Genomic DNA, 23,587 nt, shown 5'->3' with positions numbered 1-23,587 from the left:
TATCCGTGGGACCATGCCTCGCCCACGACTGCGCACGCACAGGACAGACGCCGGACGGCCATCACGCCGCTTTCCGCCATCCCCCTGAACGCCAAAGGCCATCCGCATCAACGGATGGCCTTTTTGTATGAAACGAAACCCTCCCGCTGGGCGGGAGGCCCTACGAAGCTTGACGCATTCCTTCTTCCCTGCCCGAAAGGACGGACAACAAAGGCCGGGCGGCGAGAGACCTGCCCGGCCCGCTGCCGGGAACAAAAAAGCGCCCATGCGGCAACAGCGTCGGGCGGCTCCTGTCCTTCCCTGCGCCTTTCTGGGGAGCAGCGAGGGAGCGTCCCGGGCGGAGAGGACGTTCCGTGGGATCAGCGGGGGATGGAAAGCGGCCGTGCCGGCCCGGACCCGCATCCACCTGAAGAAAGCGTGCTGGGGAGGGATGGCGTTGCGGAGGGAAAAGCCCTTTTTGCCGCAAGCAGCGCCCCCAAGGGGGCCCGCAGGCCGTGCCGTTAGGCCTCAGGGCCTTACGGGCATCGACAGCAACGCGCGACCGGACGGCGGCCCGCAGGGCCGTGCCCGTTGGCCGCAGGCCTTACGGGCATCGACAGCAACGCAAAGGCGTCCGCCCCCCAGCACAAAACGTCATGCGGCCTGAGCCTAGCGCACCGCCGCGTGGGCCTCGGCCAGACTGGCTTCCTCTTCACGGCCCAGGGCGCGCAGGGCACGGGCCAGCACCTGCCAGCCTTCGGAGGTGTCGCGCAGGCCCACGCTCTTGCGGGCCAGCAGCTCGGCCATGGCCGGGTCCTCGTTGCCGTCGAGATAGAGGCGGGCCAGCAGGAGCATGGCCGCCGCGTCAAAGGGATTGCGCAACAGGGTGTCATGCAGCAGCTCGCGGGCTTCGCCGCCGTGGCGTTGCCGGGCCGCCAGCCGGGCCAGATAGCGCCGGGCCAGACCGGGAGCGTGCTGTTCGCTCTGCTCCGCCTGCCTGTCCTCGATGGCGGCGGCCAGCTCGTAAAAACGCCGGGCCTCGTTGCGGCGGCCGCTCTCCTCGCAGAGCTGCCCCAGGCGCAGGTGGGCATAGACATGCTCCGGGGCATCCTTGATGCATTCGCGGTAATAGCGGGCCGCGGCGCGGCGCTCGCCCAGCTGCTGGCAGACGGTACCAAGATTGTAGTGGGTCTGGGCGATGCGTGCCTGCCGTTCCGGCCCGGCGTCGCCCTTGTAGCGCAGGGCCTCCAGGAAATGCCGTCGGGCTTCGTGGTAGCGGCCCAGCGCGGCCATGCAGACGCCCAGGGAATTGCGGGCCAGCACGTTTTCCGCATCGGCCAGCAGGGCCAGCTTGTATTCGTCGATGGCGCCGAAGACGTCGCCCAGGGAGTAGCGCCGGTCGGCGCTGATGTTCAGGGCCAGGGAATTGCACAGGCCCGCGCGCGGCGACGGCAGCAGCTGGGCGTATTCCAGGGCTTTCAGGGCGCAGTCGGGCAGTTCGCCCTTGCGGTAATGCAGGAAAGGATAACCGGCTATGCCCGCCGAGACCGAGAGCCCGTCCTGCTCCAGCCGGGCGCAGAGGGCCGCGTAGCGGGGCAGCAGGGCCTCGGCGGCGCTGTCCGCATGGAAAAAGATCAGGGCATTGCTGCCGTACAGGCCCGCGAGGGGCTCAGCGGCGCACAGGTCGGGGCTCTGGCGCCAGAGCCCGAGGCAGCGGCCCAGCGCCGCTTCCTGCTCCTCGTCATGGGCGGCCTCCACACGCACGATGACCAGGGCGAAACGGCCGCTGCGTTCCTTCTCCTGGGCGAAGAGGTGCAGGAAATCCCCGTGGCCGTAGATGCCCGCGCACGCACCGCCCTCCAGCACGGGCACCCGGGCCCGCAGCTCGCGCACGCTGCCGGCGGCCGGTGCCCTGTCCGCCGTCGCGTCTCCCGTTGCGCCGGCGTCCCCCGCCCCCTGCCCGGTGGCGGCGGGCCCGGTACTTTTCCCGCCCGGGAAGGACGACAGGGACGGCACTTCCAGCAGGCTGAGGCGGTCACCGGCTTCCAGCGGCGCCGTGGCGTCCGCCAGATGCACGGTCTCGGCCACGGAATACAGTTCCCGCACCTGCAAAAGCACGATCTCGCCCTTATACTGGTTGCTGGCCCCGTCCTGATCCTGGGCCGACGGCCCCCAGACGGCGAAGCGCATGCCTTCCCGGGCCTTGGTCTGGGCCCCCAGGCCCACGCGGACCCGCCCCTGCGACAGGGCCCTGAGCACCGTGCCACCGTCCTGCAGGATGCGGGCAAAGGGCATCACATGCGGCGCACCGGGCCGGGAGGTCATGCGGGCCGCGAGCCGGGCCCGCTCCATGAGCATGCGGGCCTGCTCGAACATGGGCAGGCGCAGTTCGGCCCCGGCCATGTCCTGCGGATAGACGGCATGCCCGGCGCTCAGGTGGGGACGCACCGTCCTGCCCGTGAGCGGGGCGGGCATGGCGGCCCCGGCCATGCGGGCCAGGGCGGCTTCGGCCATCTTCTGGCAGGCGCCGCGACCGCTCACCGAAGGCAGCAGCAGGGCCATGCCGAAACGGCCCACGCGGGCGGCCACCACATCGGAGGGCAGCTCCTGACGCAGGGCCGCGGCGGCCCGGCGCATGAGTTCATCGACGAAGCGAAAACCCATGCGGCCCACCAGCTCGCGCCCGTTGGAAAAGTGGAGCAGGACCAGGCCCATGCACAGGCGGTGCAGGGGGGCGTTCTGACCGTCGCCGCACGAGGGATCGGCAAAGATGCCGCGCACCCGGGCGGCCTCGTCCTCCATGGCGTCATAGAGCACCTGCTCCGTGGCCAGTCCGGTCACGGCGTCCATGCGCGTGGCCTTGACCCGGGCCAGGACTTCCAGACAGAGCCCGGCGATGGCCGGCAGCTGCGGCAGCAGGCTGCGGGTCTGCCTGACCCTGACCCCGTGCAGCATGAGCACGCCCAGCAGGGCCCCGTGCCGGTGCAGCGGCAGCAGCAGGCGATGCTCCCGGGGCAGCAGCTCCGGCCGCCGGGGGGCGTGGTCGGTGGGGAAGTAGAGGGCGTGGTGGGAGCAGGGGACGAATCTGCCCAGTTCCTGCATCAGGAGGGCATCCATATCCATCAGATCCCTGCGGCTCAGATCGCAGGCGGCGGGTGCGGTATTCATAGCGGCAGTGTAGTGAGCGCCCCGGCTGTTGTCTAGAAAAATTCAAGAATCCCTGCCGCCGCGCCGGGCGGACGCAGGCGACGGCAAAGCACGGAACTTGCCCCCCGCGCCCTCCTGCGCTACCAAGAGGGAAATCCCCTTTCACAAAGGAAACAACCATGCCCTATTCCGTCTATGCTCTGGGCCCGCTGGAGACCAACAGCTACCTTGTCTACAAGGAGGGCCAGGCCGTGGTCATCGACGCGGGCGGCGATCCCGCCCCCATCCTGCACGACCTGCGCGCCAAGGGCCTGACCCTGGCCGCCATCTGCCTCACGCACCGTCACTTCGACCACATGTACGGCGTGGCCACCCTGGTGCGCGAGACCGGCGCGCCCGTCTATTCCCCGGCCAACGATGCCTGCCTGGCGGGCACGGAATCCTCCGACGGCGGCATCTGGGGCTTCCCGCCGGTGCCCCCCTTCGAGAGCCGGGACCTGCCCATGGGCGAGCAGGTCTTCGGCGGCATGGCCTGCACGGTGCTGGACACGCCCGGACACACGCCCGGCGGCGTCTCCTATTACTTCCCGGAGGAAAAGGCCGTCTTCACCGGGGACGCCCTCTTCTACCGCTCCCTGGGCCGCACGGACTTCCCCGGCGGCGATCATGACACCCTGTTGCGCTCCATCCGTCAGGTGCTCTTTGCCCTTCCGGACGAGACCGGCGTCCTGCCCGGCCACGGCCCGGCCACCAGCATCGGCGACGAACGCCGCAACAATCCCTTCTGCGGGGATTTCCGCTGATGCGCATCCTTTCCCTGCTGGGCAGTCCCCGCGCCAACGGCACCACACGGACCATGGCGCGCCTGATACTGGAGGGACTGTCCGGCAGCGGCGCGGCCGTGGAGGAGATCGCCCTGCAGGAAAAGCGCATCCGCCCCTGCCGCGGCTGCCAGAGCTGCGCCCGGCCGCCCCACGCCTGCCCGCTGTCCCCGGACGATGACACGGAAGCCGTCTTCGCGGCCATCGCCGCCGCGGATCTCGTGCTCTGGACCTCGCCCGTCTATTTCTACGGTCTGCCCGCCCAGGCCAAGGCCCTGGTGGATCGTGGCCAGCGCCTCTGGTCCGTCCGGGAGAGCGGCGGGGGCGCGGTCCGGGGCCCCGTGGTGCTGGCGGCGCTGGCGGCGGCCCGTCCGCGCGGGGAGCAGCTCTTCAGCGGCAGCCTGCTGGGGCTCAAATATTTCTTCGCCTGTTTCGGCTCCTCTCTGGCCGACACCCGCACCCTGCGCGGACTGGCTGCGCCAGGGGACCTGCTCGCCCGTCCAGAGCTCTGCGACGGACTGCGCCACTGGGGCCGGGACTGGGCCGGGCGCTGGCACACGACCCCCCATGCGCGTCCCTGAGATCACGGACGTCCCGGCGGACGCTCCCGGCCTGTCCGGGGCCGCTGTCCCCGGGCGGCCGTCCCGTCTGCTTCAGGCCCTGACCATCCTGCTGGGACTGGACGAACACCGTTGCCCGGCCTGCGGCATGCCTGTCAGCGGAGCGGACTGCGCGAAGACGGCGGAGCCCCTTCTGCGGGCGCGCATGCGGGCCTGCGGCCTGTGCGCCGACTGCGCCCGCGCCCTGCCCCCGCTCTCCGGGGCCCGCTGCCGCAGTTGCGGCCTGTCCCTGCCCGGGCCGGCCGGCGGACGGCAGCTGTGTGGTGACTGCCTGCACCGTCCGCCCCCTTGGCAGGCCCTGGCCCTCTGCGGCGACTACGGAGGACGCCTGCGCCAGCTCATCCTGCGCTTCAAGCACGGCGGCCGCCCCGCCCTGGCCTTCCTGCTGGCAGGGATGCTGCTGGAAGCCGCCGCCTGTCTGCCCCTGCCCGACGTCATCGTGCCTGTTCCCCAGCATCCCAAACACCTTTTCCGGCGCGGCTACAATCAGGCCCACGAACTGGCCGTGGCCCTGGGGCTGCAGCTGGACCTGCCCGTGCGGCCCCTGCTGCGTCGCACGAAGGAGGTCCCGCCGCAGACCGGCCTGCCCGCGGCCCTGCGACGGCGCAACCCTGTGGGGAGCTTTTGCGCGCCCGCGCTCGAAGGCCTGCATCTCTGGCTGGTGGACGACATCATCACCACCGGCAGCACCCTGCGGACCGCCGCCGAAGCGCTGCGCGCGGCAGGGGCCCGGCGCGTGGACGTCCTGGCCCTGGCACGCACGCCCCTGCCCTAAGCGGCGACGAGGGCCCATCGATGTCGCCGCTCCCAAGCGCCGGGACCGCAGCATCAAAAAGGAAGAGGCGCCGCGCCCCGGACCGCAGCCGGCGGCGGATGCCGGGAACCAACGCGGCCCCGGCGGAGAGGATGGCACGCCGGCCCGGCAGGCCCCGTCCCCGCGCGGGCTCTCTCAGCGGGCGCATCAGGCTGGCCCGCCACTTCAACTTCGCCCTCCCCGCCCACGGAAGGCGGTGGAAATGACGCATGACAAAACCGGCGAATATTGCTACATCTCTTGCATCTTTCCCCTAAAAAACAAGGACAAAAGCATGCCATTGCCACGCGCCGCCCTGCTGGCCTGTACCCTGTCCCTGGCCGTCTTCCTGCTCGCCACTGCCCCTGCCCGCGCCGAAGTGACCCTGCTCATCCCCAGCCGGACCAGCATCGACGCCCCTGCGGACAAAAAGGACGCGCAGGCCGCGCGCCCTGACGGGCAGGCGCGCAAACAGGCCCGGGAAGGCAAAAACGCCGAACACAAGGACAGTCAGGAGCGCAAGGCCGCCCCTGCCGGGAAGGACGGCAAGGCCACGGCGGAGACCGACGGGCAAACGCCCGCCGAAGGCGCCACCGCCACCGACAGCGGCGCCACGGAGGGACCGCAGCCCGCGCCGCTCGATGAGGAAGTGGACATGCTCATCAGCCTGATGCGCCCCCGGGAGCATGCCGCCCTGCCCATGGACATGCCCCAGCTTTTCGCCGCGCTGCGCTATGACGCCCAGACCCGTGCCGTCAACGGCAATCCCCAGCCCGAGCGCCGCGACCTGCTGGGCGACATGGAAGAAAGCCTCTATCTGGATGTCAGGGCCTGGGGCGCCAATGTGGCCATCGACAAAGCCGGTCTCTATCAGTTCATCACCGAGACCCGCCCGCGCTACAATGCGGAGCGCCGCTGCTTCGAACAGCAGTATGTCAAGAGCATCCTGCCGGTCTGCGGCGAGGAGGAAGGCTGGGACCGCCGGGCGGGCCTGCGTCTGGAGATCCTGCCCCTGACCCGTCCTTTCGGCCTTGTCCCGGGCAGCTGCTTTGCCGGTATGGCCGTGGGCCCCGAAGGCCCCCTGGACCATGCCCGCGTCTACATGGACCGCATCCGCACCGAGAAAAAGCCCGCGCGCCCGTCCTGGCAGCATGATCTGGAAGCCCGCACCGACGACGGCGGCCGTTTCGTCTTCATTCCCAACGCGCCCGGCTGGTGGTGCTGCGTGGTGGAGGTCCCCGGGCAGCCGCTCAAGGGCCCCGACGGCCAGCCGACCCCCCTGACCGTGGGCAGCGTCCTCTGGCTCTATGTGGACGCCCAGGACCTGCCGGAAAAACCGGCCAAGGCCGCGGCGAAATAAGAATTTTTCAACAGCTATTCCCGACTGTTAAAGTCAGGTAAAGCACGGTGGACGGTCATGCGGGCCCGGCAGGCCTTGCCTTTTTGCCCAAGGCCGTTATAGTAGATGGTACTGAAAAAGAGGCATCTGTGCATTTTTTCACACATACGGAGACACGAATGAAAATCAAAGCCATCCTGACCATGCTCATCATGCTGGCCGGCGCCTGTATCTACGCCCTGCCCGATACGGCCGACGCGGCCCGTCTGGGCGGGGGCCGCTCCTTCGGCAGCCGTCCCTCCATGTCCCAGCCCGCCCCGGCTCCCTCCGCCATGCAGCGCCAGAGCACGCAGCAGCGCCAGCAGGCGGCCCAGGCACAGCAGCCCCAGAAAAAAGGCTTCCTCGGCGGCATGGGCGGCCTTCTGGGCGGTCTTCTGGCCGGTTCGCTCATCGGCTCCCTGCTCTTCGGCGGCGGCTTCTCCGGCGGCGGCATCATGGACATCCTGCTGCTCGGCATCCTGCTGTTCGTGGGCCTGAAGCTCTTTGCCCGTGCCCGCGGCAAGGCCAGTCCCGCGCCGGCTTCTGCCGGCGGCTCGCCCCTGGGCGGCATGGATGCGCCCATGCAGCGCGACGACGGCGCCGCCACCGGCTGGGACAGCCTGAGCGGCCAGAACAGCGCGGCCCAGCCCGAAGCCGTCATCCCCATGCCGGCGGATTTCGATGCCGACGAGTTCCTGCGCGGCGCGAAAATGGCCTACAACCGCCTGCAGGCCGCCTGGGACAGCCGCGACCTCAACGATATCGCCCAGTTCGCCAGCCCGGCCGTCATGGAAGCCGTGCGCCAGCAGCTGGCCGAAGAGACCGACCCCAGCAAGACCGAGATCCTGCTGGTCAACGCCCAGCTGCTGAGCGTGGTCAACGAAGGCGCCGAACAGCGCGCCCAGGTCTATTTCGACGTGCTGATGCGCGAACGCCCCGAACAGACCACGCCGTCCAATGTGCGCGAGATCTGGCACTTCGTCAGGATCCTCGACGGAGGCACCTGGAAACTGGACGGCATCCAGCAAGTAGCGTAAGCTCTCCAATGGAGAACAAGCACCAACAGAAGGCCGGAGTTCTTCCGGCCTTTTTTCATGCCCCGTACAGGGGACAAGGAGCCTTTATGGAAAGCTATGTCCGCAAGCACGACAAGCTCGTGCGTTATCTTGATATGGATATCGAAGAAGCCACCCGGGAATATTCCCGTGTGACCATGCCCATCACAGAGAACCACAAAAACGGCATGGGCGTCGCCCACGGCGGCGCCATCTTCTCCCTGGCCGACGTGGCCTTCGGTTCCGCCGCCAATGCCGATAACGAATACGCCGTGGTCAGCCTCTCCACCACCATCGAATACCTGCGCCCCGGCCTGGTCAGCCCCCTCAGGGCCGAGGCCCGCCTGGTGCGCAACGGCGCGCATGTGCTCACCTATGACGTCAATGTCTACGACGGCAGCGGCGCCCATGTGGCCCGGTGCATGGCCACCGGTTTCCAGACCAACACCCCCCTGCCCCGCTAGCCGGTCCCCCCGCCCCTGAGCGGGCACGGACGCAGGACACACGATGACCACCCGCATGACGGGTGGTTTTTTGTTCCCCGCTGCCGGGGGCGACAGCAGGAGATCCGTTCGATCGGACAATGGCGACCGTCCGCACGGCAGGGGACAACGGACCATACAGGGCAACAGCGACCACCTGCGCGACAGGCGTTCTTCTGTCGTGCCGCTGCTGTCCGGCGACGCAGGCCGGGACAGGGCAGCGCATGGCGGCCCGCCGACCGGCTGCCGCCGCACGGGGCCCCGCCCGTGGCAAGGGAAAAGGGACGGTCCGTGACCGTCCCCTGTCATATCGCCCGGGAGCGCGTCATCCAGCCGCCCGGCCCGGCGCCTCCTCGATCTCGTCGGGCAGGGCCGGCGGCAGCCGGTCGGCGGGCCAGTCGGGCAGGCAGGAGAAGCGCCGCCCGTCCGGCAGGATGACGCGCATGGCGTGCAGATACATGGGGCTCCCGGCGGCCCGTCCGCGGGCCCCGTATTTGACATCGCCCTCGATGGGATGGCCCAGGGCGGCCAGCTGGGCCCGGATCTGGTGGGTACGGCCGGTCAGCAGCCGCACCAGCAGCAGACTGCGGCCGCTCTCCACGCACAGGGGCCGCACCAGGAGCAGGGCCTCCGCCTCCCCGGGGGCGCCACCGCCCGCGCCCTGCCGGCGCACACGCATCTGCTGGCGTCCGCCCGCGCTCTCCTTGTCCTTGCGCAGCCAGTGCCGGAACAGGCGCACGCCGCCGTACGGCCAGCGACCTTCCACCCAGGCCAGATATTCCTTCTTCATGCGCCGTTCGCGCAGGGCCGTGGTCAGTTCGCGCAGGACCCCGAAGCTGGCCGCCACCAGCAGGATGCCGGAGGTGTCCTTGTCCAGACGATGCACAGGCGTGGGCTTGAAGGGCGCGTCCCCGGCCTGGGCCGCCAGACGGCTGGACAGGCTGTCCGCATGGCCGGTGCCGGGATGGGTGGGCAGCCCGGCGGGCTTGCAGAAGACCCAGAGGTCGCCGTCCTTCTGCAAGGGGCGCGGTGCGGACGGCAGGGCCGGAGGCCGGGGCCTGTCGCCGCCCTGCTCCTGCGGCCGTCCGCTGCCGGGGGCCTTGCTCTGGCGGCTCATGCCCAGCGCGAAGGGCGGCAGGCGCACGCTGTCGCCTGCGGCCACCAGGCAGAAGGGCCGGGCGCGGCAGCCGTTGAGGCGCACCTGTCCCGTGCGGATCCAGCGATGCAGCAGCGACGGGGGCAGCTCCAGGCGGCGCTGCAAAAACTGCAGGAGTTTCTGCCCGCCTTCGCGGGGATCCACAACGACCGTATTGGGATCGGGCGTTTCAGCCGTCATAACGTGTATCCTCCAGTGAGACCACGCAATCCTTGCTCTTTTCTATCCAGGCCTTGATGGCATGACCGGAATCCAGGCGACTGGAGTGCTTTTCATGGAGCATGCGCCGGTCGGCCAGGGCCAGGGCCTCCCGCAGCGAGGCGGCCTCCTCGGTACCGGAAAGGCCGAAGGACATGATGACCGGCACATTGCCGGAATGCTCGTTGTAGTGCATGAACACGCCCCGGATCTTTTCCAGGATCCGCGTGGCGTTGCGCAGGTCGCACTGGGGCAGCAGCACGGCGAACTCGTCGCCGCCCAGCCGCGCCACACAGTCCGAGGAACGGACGGACGTGCGCAGCAGACGGACCGCGGACTGCAGCATGTCGTTGCCGGTCTCGTGGCCCAGGTAGTCGTTGACCAGTTTCAGGCCGTTGACGTCACAGCTGATGATGCAGACCTTCATGTCCGCCAGCCGGGACAGGCGGTCCAGCTCATGGTAAAAATAGACCAGGCTGTGGGCATCGGTCAGAGGGTCGTATTCGATCATTTCCGCCAGGCGATCGCGTTCCCCCTGGGTGGTGGTGATGTCCGTATGCAGGCCGATGAGGCGCATGGCGCGGCCGTGGCTGTTGCGCCGCAGCACGCGGGCGCGGCTCAGGATCCAGCAGTAGGAGCCGTCCGCCCTGCGCATGCGGAAGGACTGCTCGTAGCTGTCGCCGTAGCGGGGCGACATGATGACGTCCATCTGCTGTTTCAGGATGCTCGTTTTTTCGTCAGGATGCAGCTTGTCCCGCCAGCTCGCGAAGGTATAGCCGAAGCTGCCCTCATCATAGCCCAGCATGGTGATGTAGCGGGGGCTGTAGTAGATGGTATCCTTTTCTATGTTCCAGTCCCACAGGCCGTCGCCGCCGTCGAACAGGGCCATGAGGGAGATCTCGTTGTTCTTGCCCGAGGCCGAGTCCGGGAGCTCGTCCCTGTCCTCGCAGACAAGATTGCCCGTCATGTAGGCCGGCCTGCCGTACTCCCCGCGTCCTACCAGGGCACCACAGACGAGAAAGCGCTTCCGGCTGCCGTCCGGCAGATCCAGGAGCAGGCGTTCCACGAAACTGTTGTTGGAAAGATCGGATGCGAAACGCTGGGCGAAGCGGTCCAGCAGCAGCCGGGCCGATTCGGGCGTCAGCATGTCCAGCACCGTCTGGAGGGGGGCGCGCAGCGGGCCGTCTTCGGAGCGCTGGAGCAGGCGGGCGCAGCTCCTGTCCAGGGAGAATTCCTGCCGGGCAAGATCATAGACCCAGTTGCCGTCGCCGCAGGCCGCGTACAGGCGTCTCCGGCCGTCCATGCGGGTCAGCATGCCCACCAGGCTGCGGGGCTTTCCCGTGGGGAAACGCTCCAGCACGATACAGCGGCAGCAGACGATGTCCTCGGCGATGGTCTGGAGGACCTCCGTGGCCGCTTCCGACGACAGATCGCTCACGCTGCGGAGCAGCTGGCGTGTCCCTTCCCGCCGTGCGACGGGCAGGCTTTCACACAGCTCCCGGAAACTGCCCCTGAAAAGGCCCGGCTCCTCCCGGCCCAGCAGAGAGGCGGCCTGAGGGCTCAGGACGAGGACGTCGTCAAGGACGTTCCACTGCCACAGGGCGTCCCCGGTCTCTTCCAACCGGAGTTCGGGCAAATCAGCAGGTAACGGTACATCGCTCATAGTGTCCATCCCGGGCATAATATATAGCTACTAGCAAAAGCATACAGGAGGAGCAAGTCTTTCCCTCCAGGTCTTCCGCGTGTATGACAGGAGCAACGGAGAGCGCCGCCTCCCCCGGAGGCCCTGGACGGGACGCCTGCGCCGCACCGGCACGACGACACGACCTGCCGCCCGACGCCGTCCTGCTGGCCTCCACGGACATCACGCCCACCAGGCCTTCCGGGCAGGAGCGGGGCAACTGGCCCTGCACTTCCACGCCGGGGCCGACGCCGCCCGCATGGAGCGCCGGCTTATGGACCATGCCTGCAAACTGGCCTCCGCCCGGCTGGGCGTGGCGGCCATACGCGAGGACGCCAGCATCCTGAGCGGGCGCACCGCTGCCGCCGGACAGGACTTTTTTCGCCGCTGGCCGGACGGCATCTTCACCGCCTGAGCCCGCCTGCGGCCCGCACGAGGGAACATCATGAAAGCCGAGATCATCGCCGTAGGGACCGAGCTTCTGCTCGGCCACACCGTCAATACCGACGCGGCCCATGTGGCCCGCGCCCTTTCCGGCCTGGGTGCCGACCTGCACCATGCCTGCGTGGTGGGCGACAACGCCGCCCGTCTGGAGGAATGCCTGCGCGCCGCGCTGCAGCGCAGCGCCTGGGTCATCACCACCGGCGGCCTGGGGCCCACCAATGACGATCTGACCAAGGAGACCGTGGCCCGCGTCCTGGGCCTGCCCCTGGAGGAGGATGCCGACAGCCTGCGCCGCCTCAGGGAATATTTCGGCGACCGACCTGTGGGCGAGAACCAGTACAAGCAGGCCTGGCTGCCGCGCGGCAGCCGCGCCTTCGTCAACAGGGTGGGCACCGCCCCGGGCTGCGCCGCGCCGGCGGCGGGGGGCGGGCTGGTCATCATGCTGCCCGGCCCGCCTTCCGAGCTCCTGCCCATGCTGCATGACGAGGTCGTGCCCTGGCTCGCGCAGCGGACAGGGGCCTGCATCCGCTCCAGCATGGTGCGCACCTTCGCCCTGGGCGAGGGCGACGCCGAACTGCGCCTGCGCGACCTGACCGCCGCGGCCAATCCCACCGTGGCCACCTACGCCACCGACGGCGAGATGTTCGTGCGCATCACGGCCAAGGCCGCCGGCCCGCAGGAGGCCGAGGCCCTGCTCGCGCCCGTGCGCGAGGCTGTCTGCCGCCGTCTGGGCGACCGGGTCTACGGCGTGGACGTGGACGACCTGGAAAGCGTGGTCGTGCCCCTGCTCCTGCAGCGCGGCGAGACCCTGACCACGGCCGAATCCTGCACCGGCGGCCTGCTGGCCAAACGCATCACCGACGTGGCCGGCGCTTCGGCCGTCTTCCGCCAGGGGCTCGTGACCTACGCCAACGAAGCCAAAACCTGCCTGCTGGGCGTCCCCGAAGACCTGCTGGCCCGGGTGGGCGCGGTCAGTCCCGAAGTGGCCCGCTGCATGGCGGAGCAGGCCCTCAGGCGCTACGGCAGCACCTGGGGCATCGGCATCTCCGGCATTGCGGGACCCGGCGGCGGCACGGACACCAAGCCCGTGGGGCTGGTCCATATCGCCCTCAGCGACGGGCAGCGCACCTGGTTGCGCGTCATGCGCCCCCACGGCCGCTACATGGGCCGCGCCTGGACCCGCCAGCGCGCCGCCAGCCATGCCCTGGACATGCTGCGCCGGGCCATGCTCGGCCTGCCCGTGGAGATGGAGGCCTGACAGCCGTTGGCCGCTGCTGGCGGGAAGGCCCTCTCCGGCCCTGCGCGCGCCGGGCCGAAGTCAGGAGGCAGGGGCGTTTGTCCGGGGGAGGCCCCCTTGAGCATGGGCTGAGACCATCCGCAGCTTGTTGGGGGGAAAGGGAAGCCCCCCATCCTTTCCCCGGCGCGCTTCCATCAGGAAGGACATGACGCCAATGGGCCGCAGGAGCATGCGGGACATGGCGGGCGAAATGGTCCCTCTATGGCGTACCGGGCCTTTCAGCGCGATGGAGGGACATCCGCGCGCGCATGGACCGTTGCGGCCTGAAGGGAAAAGAACAGTACCTGCACCAGCCGCAGGCAGGACAACAGGGAACGGATCATGACACCCCCTCTGTCCGCCCGGGGATCTCCGGCAGCGGGCTCGATGAAATGTGGAAGATGTGAGCTTTTGCGGCCGAAACCCCTTTGCAGCCGTCTGGAATTTTTATAGCATGGTTGAATCGTTGTAAACTACGGCGCAATGGAATTAATCCGAGAAGCGCCGGGGGCTGCCGGGGGCTGCCCCTTTACCGGGAGGGAACATGCTGGATTTCTTGAATGTCGTCGCTGGTTATGTCTGGGGCCTGCCCCTGATGATCCTGCTGGTGGGTACGGGCCTGTGGCTGACCCTTTCCCTGCGCGCGCTGCAATTCAGCCACCTGGTGCACGCCTTCACCCTCATCGTGCGCAAGACGCCGGACCGCAAGGCCCAAGGCGACATCTCCAATTTCCAGGCCCTGATGGTGGCCCTTTCCGCCACGGTGGGCACGGGCAATATCGCCGGCGTGGCCACGGCCATCTATATCGGCGGCCCCGGCGCGCTGTTCTGGATGTGGATGACCGGCCTCGTGGGCATGGCCACCAAGTACGCCGAGGCCGTGCTGGCCGTGAAATACCGCGTGCAGAACGAGAACGGCACCTTCAGCGGCGGCCCCATGTACTACATCTCGCGCGGGCTGGGCTGGAAATGGCTGGCCACGCTCTTCGCCTTCTTCGCGGCCATCGCCACCTTCGGCATCGGCAGCATGGTGCAGTCCAATTCCGTGGCTGACGCCCTCAACCACAGCTTCTCCATCGCTCCCGGCATCACCGGCATCGTACTCATGGGCCTGACCGCCGCCGTCATCATCGGCGGTGTGCGCAGCATCGGCCGCGTGACCGCCCTGCTGGTGCCCGTCATGATCGCCCTCTATGTGCTGGGCGCCCTGGTGGTGCTCATCATGCACGCCGCCGAGATCCCCGGCGTCCTGGGCATGGTCGTGTCCAGCGCCTTCCAGCCTGTGGCGGCCACCGGCGGCTTCGCCGGCGCCACGGTGATGATGGCCATCCGTCTGGGCGTGGCCCGCGGCCTGTTCTCCAACGAATCCGGCCTGGGTTCGGCCCCCATCGCCGCCGCTGCCGCCCGCACCAGCCAGCCCGTGGTCCAGGCCCTGATCTCCATGACCCAGACCTTCATCGACACCCTGGTGGTCTGCTCCATGACCGGCCTGGTCATCCTCGTCACCGGCGTCTGGACCTCCGGCAAGAACGGCGCTCCCCTCACCTCCTACGCCTTCGAGACGGGCCTGCCCGGCGAACTGGGCGGCCTCATCGTGACCATCGGCATCATCCTCTTCGCCTACTCCACCATCCTTGGCTGGAGCTATTACGGTGAAAAGGCCATCGAATACCTGCTGGGCAGCAAGGCCATCATCCCCTACCGCTGGGCCTTCATCATCTCCGTGGGTCTGGGCGCGTCCATGAAGCTGGACCTGGTCTGGGTTCTGTCCGACATCTTCAACGCCCTCATGGCCTTCCCCAACCTCATAGGCCTCATCATGCTGACACCCGTGGTCAAGGCCGAGACCATGGCCTATCTGCGCTCCCTGAGGGGAGACGCCGGTACGGAAAGCTAGACCGGCGGACACCTGCGCCCCGGGCCGGGATCGTCCGCCCGGGCGCAGCGCCCTGTCTGCCAGAGATGCGAAGCCCCCGCCAGTGCGGGGCTTTCGTCTGCCTGCCGGGCGCAACCGCCTGCGGCCGCAGCCTGCGCACAAGCGCCGCAGGCCCTTTCCCCCTGCCCCGCCGTGGCCCGCATGCGTCCACGGTAAGGAGCCCGTCCTGCGCGCCACGGGCAAGGGAAGAGCCGCACGCCGCCCCGGCATGGCGATGCCGCCAGCCCCCCCGCAAGGGAGCACGCCGGACCGGGCCGGGATTCCGGCAGGGCCGCCGCCCCGGCCCGCGCGCCGGAGCCCGCCCCGGTGCGTGCGCTGCTTCCCCGCCCTCTCCCGAGGCACGGGACAGGGCCGTGTACCGGGGATATCCGTCGCGTTTTCTCCCTCCGCATGGGGAGATCCCTGGAAGGGTGTACATCCGATGCCCCCCTGGAGTTTTCTCCCGCCGCATGGGGAAATCCCCCAGGCCCGTCCCTGCCGCAGGGAGCGTGACCTGCGGCCACGCCGCCGTCCATAATGATTTTGCAGCAAATATGCCATGTAAAAACAATAGATTATACACAAAGCGCCGCGTGATCGCCGCCGAAGGACGCGATTTCAGGATTCTCCTGATACCGCACGCCCCCCTGTGCGCGTAGTCTCTGACCATCCGCTACGAATGCATGTGGGGCCCTGCCCCACCAGAAAGTAAAGGGGGATCACATGGCGCGCAACGCACTTGCAACGACGGCCCGTACCGTCAAAGCCGCTGCCGGGCAGTGGCTCGTTCTGTTTTTCCTGATCTTCGTCCTGGCCTCTCCGGCCATCTCCATGGCGGCCGATGACGCTCCGGCGCCCGCCGCCCAGGTCAGCCTGGCCGCCGCCGACGCTCCGGCCCAGGACGCGGCCGTGACGCCTTCGCCGGTGGCACCTTCCACGGGCGACGTGCAGGCCGCTCCGGTGGTGGACAACCACCCCTGGTGGTTCTGGCCCGTGACCCTGCTCTTCTTCTGCTTCATCCTCGGCATCATCGCCGTCATGGCCGGTGTGGGCGGCGGCGTGCTCTTCGTGCCGCTGGTCTCGGGCTTCTTCCCCTTCCACCTGGACTTCGTGCGAGGCGCGGGCCTGCTGGTGGCCCTGGCCGGTGCCCTGGCCGCCGGTCCCGGTCTGCTGCGCCGTAACTTCGCCAACCTGCGCCTGGCCCTGCCCGTGGCCCTCATCGCCTCGGCCTGCTCCATCCTGGGCGCCATGCTGGGCCTGGCCCTGCCCACCAACATCCTCCAGACCTGTCTGGGCCTGACCATTCTGGGCATCGCCGTGCTGCTCTTCTTCTCCAAGAACTCCGTGCGTCCCGAAGTCACGAAGCAGGACGCCGTGGGCATCGCCCTGGGCATGAACGGCGTCTTCCTCGAGCCCAGCACCGGTGAAGTGGTGGAATGGAAGACCCACCGCACCCTGGCCGGTCTGCTGCTCTTCATCCTCATCGGCATCATGGCCGGCATGTTCGGCCTGGGCGCCGGCTGGGCCAACGTGCCCGTGCTCAACCTGCTCATGGGCGTGCCGCTGAAGGTCAGCGTGGGTACCTCCAAGTTCCTGCTCTCCATCACCGACACCTCCGCCGCCTGGGTCTATCTGAACCAGGGCTGCGTGATCCCGCTGATGGCCATCCCGTCCATCGTGGGCCTGATGCTGGGTTCCGTGGTGGGCGTGCGCCTGCTGGCCAAGGCCAAGCCCAAGTTCATCCGTATCATGGTCATCGCCGTGCTGTTTTTCTCTGGCGCCAAGGCGCTGCTCAAGGGCCTGGGCTGGTAAGCCGACGGGCATCTAAGGAGACAGAAAATGAACAAGAATGACATCCAGGCTTCGCCCGCGCAATTGCGCTATGCCGACACTCTGTTCTATGGTTCCCTTGTGGGTTTCGTGATCATGCTGGTCACCTATGTGCTGTATGTGACGGGCATCCTCACGCCGCAGATCCCCCTTGACCAGCTGCCGCACCTGTGGACCGGCAACGCCGCCGATTACCGCGCCGCCGGCAGCATCCCCCAGGGCTGGGGCTGGCTGGCCCTCATCGGCAAGGGCGATATCTGCAACTTCGTGGGCATCATCATCCTGGCCGGTCTGACCATCATCTGTTTCGCCCAGCTGGCGCTTTCGCTGGCGCGCCGCAAGCAGTGGCTGCTGTGCGTCATCGCCGTGCTCGAAGTGCTGGTGCTGGTGCTGGCCGCCTCCGGCGTCCTGGTGGGCGGCGGGCATTAGGCCGACGGATCAGGCCGCGCCGTTTTGCGCGGGAGGTCGCATGTTATCTGCAATCAAAGCCTATTTCGGGCACCTGCTGGAAGTGCCGGATGCCGTGTCGCCGGCGCGTTACCGCTCGCTGCGACGCATCATGACCATCCTGATGGTCACGGTCTCGGTGACGCCGCTGCTGATCCTCACCGGCATCAACCATGCCCAGTACATGAGCACCCTGGAACAGGAGATGGAGAACCCGCTCTACGCCATGGTACGCAAGTCCCAGGCTTCGCTGGAGCTCTTCCTCGGCGAACGGGCCTCCACCGTCAGTCTGATCGCCCATGCCTACAGCTTTGACGACCTGACCAACGAACAGACCCTCAACCGCGTCTTCCTGGCGCTCAAGAGCGAGTTCCAGGGCTTCGTGGACATGGGCCTGGTGGATGTGAACGGGCGGCAGGTGGCCTATGTGGGCCCCTACAAGCTCAAGGACGCGGACTACGCCGGGCAGCCCTGGCTGACCGAGACCCAAGTCAAGGGCCGGTACATCAGCGACGTGTTCCTGGGGTTGCGCGGTTTCCCGCACATGGTCATCGCCGTGCACCGCATGGAGGAAAGCGGCCGGGAATGGACCCTGCGCGTGACCATCGACACCTCCCGCCTGGAACGGCTGGTGGCGGCCGTGGGCCTGATGCAGGATACCGACGCCTTTCTCTGCGACAGCGAGGGCGTGCTGCAGACCAACTCGCGCTTTTACGGCAAGGTGCTGGACAAGCTGCCCCTGACCCTGCCGCCCACCTCCTTCGAGACCACGGTGCGTTCCTGGAAGGACGACAGCGGGCGGGATCTCATGGTGGCCTACACCAGCCTGGCGGGCACGGACTTCATGCTCATGGCGGTCAAGCCCACCCTGGACATCTACAAGCCCTGGACGGCCCTGCGCAGCGAGCTGCTGCTGGTCTTCTGCGGCGGCATCGTGATCATCGTCCTGGTCTCGCACCTGCTCATCAAGCATCTGGTGGGCCGCCTGCAGGCCAGCGACGAGCGGCGCGTGGCGGTCTTCGCCCAGATGGAACACAACCAGAAGCTCTCGTCCATCGGCCGTCTGGCGGCCGGGGTGGCGCATGAGGTCAACAACCCCCTGGCCGTCATCAACGAGAAGGCCGGCCTCGGTCTCGACCTGTTGCACATGAGCGGCAACTTCGAGCGCAAGGACAGGCTCATCAGCCTGCTGGAAGCCATCGAGAGCACGGTGGAGCGCGCCCGCGGCATCACCCACCGCCTGCTGGGCTTCGCCCGCCGCATGGAGGCCAACCGCCAGGACCTGAGCCTGCCCGAAGTGCTGACCGAGACCATGGGCTTCCTGGAACGCGGCGCCAAGAACCGCGGCGTGACCATCGCCACGGACTTCGCCGAGGGCCTGCCGGACATCGTGTCCGACCGCGGCCAGCTGCAGCAGGTCTTCCTCAACATCATGGGCAACGCCCTGGATGCGGTCCCCGACGGCGGCAGGGTGGACATCGCCTGCTCCGTCCGGGCGGACGGCATGGTGCAGGTGCGCATCGCGGACAACGGCAAGGGTATGGGCCCGGACGTGCTCAAGCACATCTTCGAGCCCTTCTATTCCACCAAGAAGGAGAAGGGCAACGGTCTGGGCATGTTCATCACCTACGGTATCGTGCGTCGCCTGGGCGGCGAGATCACCGTGGACAGCACCGAAGGCAAGGGCACGACGGTCAGCATCACGCTGCCGCTTACACCGCCGGAACGTCCTGTGGAGGCATAAGATGGCAATGCGTGTATTGCTGGCCGATGACGAGAAAGAGTTTGTGGAGACCCTGGCCGAACGTCTGGACCTGCGCGGCATCGAGGTGCGCGTGGCCCTGGACGGCAAGGCGGCCCTGGGCGCCCTGGACGAGATGGCCGCCGGCGGGGCCCTGCCCGACGTCATGGTGGTGGATCTGTTCATGCCGGGGCTGCCCGGCGATCAGGTCCTGCAGCAGGTCTGCCGGAAATACCCCGGCCTGCCGGTCATCGTGCTCACCGGGCACGATTCGGTGGACGATTCCGGCGACAGTCCCGTGGCCCGGGCCTTCGCCTGCCTGACCAAGCCGCTGAGCCTGGGCATGTTTCTGGAAACGCTGGAAGCCGCGGCCCGTTCCGGCGGCGCTGCCGACAATCCGGGCAAGGGGGCGTGAACATGACCGATTCGCAATGCATGGGGCGTCTGCTGGCTTCGGCCACGCACGACATGCGCAACGTCCTGGCCGTGATCCGCGAATCCGCCGGCCTGGCCCAGGACATGGTGCAGCTGGCCGCCGCCTCGGACAAGGCCGCCGACCCGCGCGTGGTCAAGGCGCTCAAGGAGGTCCAGCAGCAGATCCTGCGCGGCGCTGCCCTGGCCGAGTGCATGGAATACATGGCCCAGGTCAGCCACAGCGACAACGAGAACGCGCCCTGCGACCTGGCCCGCGTGGCGCGCACCTTCTGCCTGATGGCGGCCCGCCGGGCCCGCGCCGTGCAGATGGTGCTGGAATGCGCCGACAGCGAGGAGCCGGTCTGGTCGGCCGTGCCTCCGCTGGCCGTCATGCGCGCCCTGCTGGACATCTTCGACCTATGCGCCTCCGTGGGCGGCCAGGTGCGGCTGCGCTTTTCCGCCGGTCGCCAGAACAAGGCGGAAGGCATCATCATCGAAGTCTGCGATGGCGCCAATCGCGACATGGCCCTGGCGGCCCTGACGGGCAGCCCCCTGCTCAATGCCCGGCCCCGGCCCGGCTGGCAGGCCCTGCTGATGCCCTGGCGTGATCCGGCACAGCGCTTTTTCCTCTCCATCTCCGCCTGCGGGGATGAGGACTAGAACGATATTTTTCCCGGCATCACCGGGTGAAGGAGAATGGCATGAGCAAGGAAGAGATCAAGATTCTGCTGGTAGACGACGAAAAACAGTTTGTGGACACGCTTGCCGAACGCCTTGCCATGCGCGGTTTCGCAGCGCGCGTGGCCTATGACGGCCCGCAGGCCCTCAAGGCTGTCGAGGATCCCACCGACGTCATCGTCCTGGACCTGCGCATGCCCGGCATGGACGGTTTCGAAGTGCTGCGCAGCGTCAAGAAGAGCAACCCCCAGGTGCAGGTCATCATCCTGACCGGTCATGGCGGCGATGCCGAAGAACAGACCGCCTACCGCATGGGAGCCTACAACTTCCTCAAGAAGCCCATGGACATCGACGAGCTGCTGAGCAGCATCCGCATGGCCTACCGTGACAAGGTGGAAAACGCCATGGTGGCTGTCAGCCTGGCCGAGGGCGGCGATTTCGAATCCGCCCAGGACGTCCTCAACGAAAAAGACATCCTGGCCGAGCACAAGCTCTAGGCCGCCATTGCCCCTGTCCGGCGGCCGGTCCGCCGGACAGGAAAAAGGCCCGGCAGCCGCCGGGGGCCGTCCGCCGTATCGTTTCCGTAGTGCGTAAAGGGGGGAACGTCATGCACGTACTCATCGTCGATGACGAACAGGGCTTTGCCGAACCGCTGGCCCAGCGTCTGGAGCTGCGCGGCATCGAAGCCGCCGTGGCCGGTGACGCGGAAAGCGCCCTGGACATGCTGCGGCAAAAGGACTGGGATCTGGTCTTTCTGGATGTCTGCCTGCCGGGCATGGACGGCGTCTCCCTGCTCAAGGTCCTGCAGACGCATGAACCGCGCCCCGACGTGGTCATGCTCTCCGGGGCCACGGAGATGAGCCAGGCCGTCAAGGCCATGCGGCGCGGCGCGCTCAACTGGCTGGCCAAACCGGTCTCCCTGAATGCCGTGCTGGAGGAATGCCGCAAGGCCCGCGAACGGGCCGAATCCCGCCGCCAGGCCCGGCGTCTGGCCGAGGAGGCCCGCCTGCGCAGCCTGGGCCGCATCGCCGAGGGCGTGGCCCATGAAGTCAACAACCCCCTGAACATCATCGTCCAGGCCGCAGGCCTCATGGCCGACAGCCTGGACAGCCCCGAAGCCGAGGCCCTGCCCGACATCGCCGACCTGCGCGACTCCCTCAAGGCCATCGTGACCCAGAGCATGCGCGTGCGCGAGATCACCCGCAAGCTGCTCATGGCCGGCGTGGGCCTCGACCCGCGCAGCGCGCCCATGGACGTGCAGGCCGTGGTCGCCCGTGTGCGGACCCTGCTGCAGGGCCGCATGGACAGCCTGCATGTGGACTGCCGCCTGCACTTCCCGCCGGAATGGGGAGAGGACGCGCCCCGTCCGCTGGGCTCCGCGCTGGAGCTGGAGCAGATCTGCCTGCACCTGATGGAGAACGCCCTGGACGCCATGCCCGGGGGCGGCACCCTGGACATCGGCGCGCGCCTGCTGCCCCCCGCCGACGACGGCACGGTCTGGTACGAACTTTCCGTGGCCGACAGCGGCGGCGGCATCGCCGACGAGATCATGCCCCATATTTTCGAGCCGTTCTTCACCACCCACCGCCAGGCGGGCCGGGCCGCCGGTCTGGGCCTGTCCGTGGCCACGGGCCTGGCCCACGGTCGCGGCGGCAGCATCACGGCCGCCAACCGCCCCGAAGGCGGGGCCCTGTTCCGCCTGCTGCTGCCCATGCCCGCGGCGGAGGGCCGGAACGGGGACGGCGAGTAAGGCCGCACGCCGGCCATCCCGGGGGTTCCTCCCGCCCCCAGCCGCCACGGCGGCAGCGCGAACAGCCACACCCACGCGGTCCCTGCAGGCCCTTTGGACCTGCAGGGGCTGTTTTTTCGCGGGCCGTCCTTGCTCCCCGCTCCGGCCATGACCGTCCGCCGTCCGGCGACTGCGCAAAAATCCCTGCCATACCACCGCCTTGCGCGGCATCTTCCGGGCCCGTTCCCCCAGTGCGGCCGCACGGCATTTTTCGCTTTTCAAACGGCGGCGCGGATGCTACACAAGCGCAGCGTGTGGCGCTCACCCCGCCGTTTGCCGGGGCTTTTTCCCTCCAGATTCCCGCGCCGCGCCTGCCGCCCCTGGCGGCCCCATGTTCGCAACAACGGCCCGCCGCGGCCGAAGGGAGACCCATGTCCTCATTACCCTGCATCGTTCTGGTGGGACGGCCCAACGTGGGCAAGTCCACCCTGTTCAACCGCCTGATCCGCAGCAACCGCGCCATCACCCATGACCGGCCCGGCGTGACCCGCGACCGCATGGAAGGCGTGGTCCGCCGCAAGGGCCACCCCGATTTCGGCATCGTGGACACCGGCGGCATCACCCTGGACGCCCACGCCATGGTCACCGAAGGGCCCGAAGGCATCCGCGGTTTCGAGGCCGACATCCTGCGCCAGGCCGAGGCCGCCATGAAGGACGCCTGCGCCGTGGCCTTCGTGGTGGACGGCCGTGACGGGCTGCTGCCCCTGGACGAATATCTGGCCGCCCACATCCGCCGCATGGGCCTTCCCACCCTCTGCGTGGTCAACAAGGTGGACGGTCTGGAAAAGGAAGACGAGCTGCTGGCCGAGTTCCACAGCCTGGGCTTCCCGCTGCTGCCCGTCTCGGCCGAGCACGGGCACAACATCCGCGCCCTCACCGAGGAGCTGGCCGGCCTGCTGCCCGAGGGCCATGAGGCCGTGCACGAGCCCCCGGCCCTGCGCCTGGCCATGCTGGGCCGTCCCAACGCGGGCAAATCCTCCCTGATCAACGCCCTGGCCGGCGAGGAACGCATGATCGTCTCCGACGTGGCCGGCACCACCCGCGACAGCGTGGACGTGCGCTTCGCGCGCGACGGCCGGGACTATGTCTTCGTGGATACGGCCGGCATCCGCCGCCGCACGAAGATCACGGACATCGTGGAGAAGTATTCCGTCAACGCGGCCCTCAAATCCACCACCAAGGCCGACGTGACCCTGCTGACCCTGGACGCCACCGAAGGCGTGAGCCAGCAGGACAAGCGCCTCATGGACCTGCTGGACACGCGCAAGATCCCCTTCATGGTGCTGGTCAACAAGTGCGACCTGGTGCCCGCCGGGCAGCTCAGGCAGCTGCTGCAGAACGTGAGCGAGATGCTGGCCTTCTGCAAGCATGTGCCCATCCTCACGGTCTCGGCCCTCAAGGGCACGGGCCTGAACAAGATCCTGCCCCTGGCGCGCAAGATCCACGAGGAGTGCGCCATCCGCGTGCCCACCGGCCAGCTCAACCGGGCCATGGAAGAAGTGCTGGCCCGCCACCAGCCCCCGGTGGTCAAGCGCGTGCGGGCCAAGTTCTTCTATCTGACCCAGGCCGAGTCCCAGCCGCCGACCTTCGTCTTCTTCGTCAGCGACGCCGACCGCGTGCCGGAAAGCTACGCCCGCTACCTGGAACGCGCCCTGCGCCGCATCTTCGGCATCACGCACGCGCCCATGCGCCTGCACCTGCGCTCCAGCCACAAGAAAGCGCAGTAGGCGCCGCCCGGACGCG

General features: G+C 68.3%; 20 protein-coding genes. 17 read left to right on the top strand and 3 right to left on the bottom strand.

Translation table 11 applies throughout. The features are described 5' to 3' along the window. Positions 1 to 648: 648 nt before the first annotated feature. Positions 649 to 3,102: a diguanylate cyclase gene (locus tag Q1X76_RS01265; RefSeq protein WP_300717562.1), complete on the bottom strand. Its 2,454-nt coding sequence runs from the start codon at positions 3,100 to 3,102 to the stop codon at positions 649 to 651. A gap of 203 nt (positions 3,103 to 3,305) precedes the next feature. On the opposite strand from Q1X76_RS01265, the gene Q1X76_RS01260 reads away from it, so the two are divergent. The 6 genes from Q1X76_RS01260 (at position 3,306) to Q1X76_RS01235 (ending at position 8,257) form a co-directional block, all read left to right on the top strand. Next, positions 3,306 to 3,929, top strand: coding sequence for an MBL fold metallo-hydrolase (locus Q1X76_RS01260; protein WP_300717561.1), 624 nt, complete (start codon positions 3,306 to 3,308; stop codon positions 3,927 to 3,929). Next, complete coding sequence (locus Q1X76_RS01255; protein WP_300717560.1) at positions 3,929 to 4,528, top strand: flavodoxin family protein; 600 nt, start codon at positions 3,929 to 3,931, stop codon at positions 4,526 to 4,528. Before Q1X76_RS01260 ends, Q1X76_RS01255 begins: the two co-directional genes overlap by 1 nt. Continuing rightward, a complete protein-coding gene (locus tag Q1X76_RS01250) occupies positions 4,515 to 5,342 on the top strand; it encodes a ComF family protein (RefSeq protein WP_300717559.1) in 828 nt (275 codons plus the stop codon). Before Q1X76_RS01255 ends, Q1X76_RS01250 begins: the two co-directional genes overlap by 14 nt. A 313-nt stretch (positions 5,343 to 5,655) precedes the next feature. Then, complete coding sequence (locus tag Q1X76_RS01245) at positions 5,656 to 6,720, top strand: DUF4198 domain-containing protein (protein WP_300717558.1); 1,065 nt, start codon at positions 5,656 to 5,658, stop codon at positions 6,718 to 6,720. A gap of 158 nt (positions 6,721 to 6,878) precedes the next feature. Next, complete coding sequence (locus tag Q1X76_RS01240) at positions 6,879 to 7,775, top strand: Tim44-like domain-containing protein (protein WP_300717557.1); 897 nt, start codon at positions 6,879 to 6,881, stop codon at positions 7,773 to 7,775. Positions 7,776 to 7,861: 86 nt separating this feature from the next. Further along, positions 7,862 to 8,257, top strand: a complete 396-nt coding sequence (locus tag Q1X76_RS01235) for a PaaI family thioesterase (RefSeq protein ID WP_300717556.1) — start codon at positions 7,862 to 7,864, stop codon at positions 8,255 to 8,257. A 343-nt stretch (positions 8,258 to 8,600) separates the two neighbouring features. On the opposite strand, the gene Q1X76_RS01230 is transcribed toward Q1X76_RS01235, so the two are convergent. Both Q1X76_RS01230 and Q1X76_RS01225 read right to left on the bottom strand, forming a co-directional pair. Then, positions 8,601 to 9,611 (bottom strand): RluA family pseudouridine synthase, encoded by a 1,011-nt coding sequence (locus tag Q1X76_RS01230; RefSeq protein ID WP_300717555.1) that lies wholly within the window; start codon positions 9,609 to 9,611, stop codon positions 8,601 to 8,603. Continuing rightward, complete coding sequence (locus Q1X76_RS01225) at positions 9,601 to 11,292, bottom strand: sensor domain-containing diguanylate cyclase (protein WP_300717554.1); 1,692 nt, start codon at positions 11,290 to 11,292, stop codon at positions 9,601 to 9,603. Before Q1X76_RS01225 ends, Q1X76_RS01230 begins: the two co-directional genes overlap by 11 nt. Positions 11,293 to 11,584: 292 nt before the next feature. On the opposite strand from Q1X76_RS01225, the gene Q1X76_RS01220 reads away from it, so the two are divergent. The 11 genes from Q1X76_RS01220 to der all read left to right on the top strand — a co-directional run bounded on the left by Q1X76_RS01220 (position 11,585) and on the right by der (position 23,571). Continuing rightward, complete coding sequence (locus Q1X76_RS01220) at positions 11,585 to 11,725, top strand: hypothetical protein (protein ID WP_300717553.1); 141 nt, start codon at positions 11,585 to 11,587, stop codon at positions 11,723 to 11,725. A gap of 30 nt (positions 11,726 to 11,755) precedes the next feature. Then, positions 11,756 to 13,012 carry a competence/damage-inducible protein A gene (locus Q1X76_RS01215; protein WP_300717552.1) on the top strand — a complete coding sequence of 419 codons (1,257 nt, stop codon included), beginning with the start codon at positions 11,756 to 11,758 and terminating at the stop codon, positions 13,010 to 13,012. A gap of 562 nt (positions 13,013 to 13,574) precedes the next feature. Next, positions 13,575 to 14,927, top strand: coding sequence for a sodium:alanine symporter family protein (locus tag Q1X76_RS01210; protein WP_300717551.1), 1,353 nt, complete (start codon positions 13,575 to 13,577; stop codon positions 14,925 to 14,927). 741 nt (positions 14,928 to 15,668) lie between these two features. Then, positions 15,669 to 16,757, top strand: a complete 1,089-nt coding sequence (locus Q1X76_RS01205) for a sulfite exporter TauE/SafE family protein (protein ID WP_300717550.1) — start codon at positions 15,669 to 15,671, stop codon at positions 16,755 to 16,757. A 27-nt stretch (positions 16,758 to 16,784) separates the two neighbouring features. Continuing rightward, positions 16,785 to 17,204, top strand: a complete 420-nt coding sequence (locus tag Q1X76_RS01200; RefSeq protein ID WP_300717549.1) for a DUF1634 domain-containing protein — start codon at positions 16,785 to 16,787, stop codon at positions 17,202 to 17,204. A 40-nt stretch (positions 17,205 to 17,244) separates the two neighbouring features. Beyond that, a complete protein-coding gene (locus Q1X76_RS01195; protein ID WP_300717548.1) occupies positions 17,245 to 18,966 on the top strand; it encodes a PAS domain-containing sensor histidine kinase in 1,722 nt (573 codons plus the stop codon). 1 nt (position 18,967) lies between these two features. Beyond that, positions 18,968 to 19,378, top strand: a complete 411-nt coding sequence (locus Q1X76_RS01190) for a response regulator (protein ID WP_300717547.1) — start codon at positions 18,968 to 18,970, stop codon at positions 19,376 to 19,378. A 2-nt stretch (positions 19,379 to 19,380) separates the two neighbouring features. After that, positions 19,381 to 20,037, top strand: coding sequence for a sensor histidine kinase (locus Q1X76_RS01185; protein ID WP_300717546.1), 657 nt, complete (start codon positions 19,381 to 19,383; stop codon positions 20,035 to 20,037). Positions 20,038 to 20,078: 41 nt separating this feature from the next. Then, positions 20,079 to 20,552: a response regulator gene (locus Q1X76_RS01180; protein WP_300717545.1), complete on the top strand. Its 474-nt coding sequence runs from the start codon at positions 20,079 to 20,081 to the stop codon at positions 20,550 to 20,552. A gap of 110 nt (positions 20,553 to 20,662) precedes the next feature. Continuing rightward, positions 20,663 to 21,805 (top strand): response regulator, encoded by a 1,143-nt coding sequence (locus Q1X76_RS01175; protein ID WP_300717544.1) that lies wholly within the window; start codon positions 20,663 to 20,665, stop codon positions 21,803 to 21,805. Between the two features lie 410 nt (positions 21,806 to 22,215). Beyond that, entirely contained in the window at positions 22,216 to 23,571 is a 1,356-nt protein-coding gene (der, locus tag Q1X76_RS01170) for a ribosome biogenesis GTPase Der (protein ID WP_300717543.1), read from the top strand. Positions 23,572 to 23,587: the final 16 nt, after the last annotated feature.

Source organism: uncultured Desulfovibrio sp. (assembly GCF_949282365.1).
GTDB lineage: Bacteria > Desulfobacterota > Desulfovibrionia > Desulfovibrionales > Desulfovibrionaceae > Desulfovibrio.
This window is presented reverse-complemented; position numbering and strand designations above follow the sequence as displayed.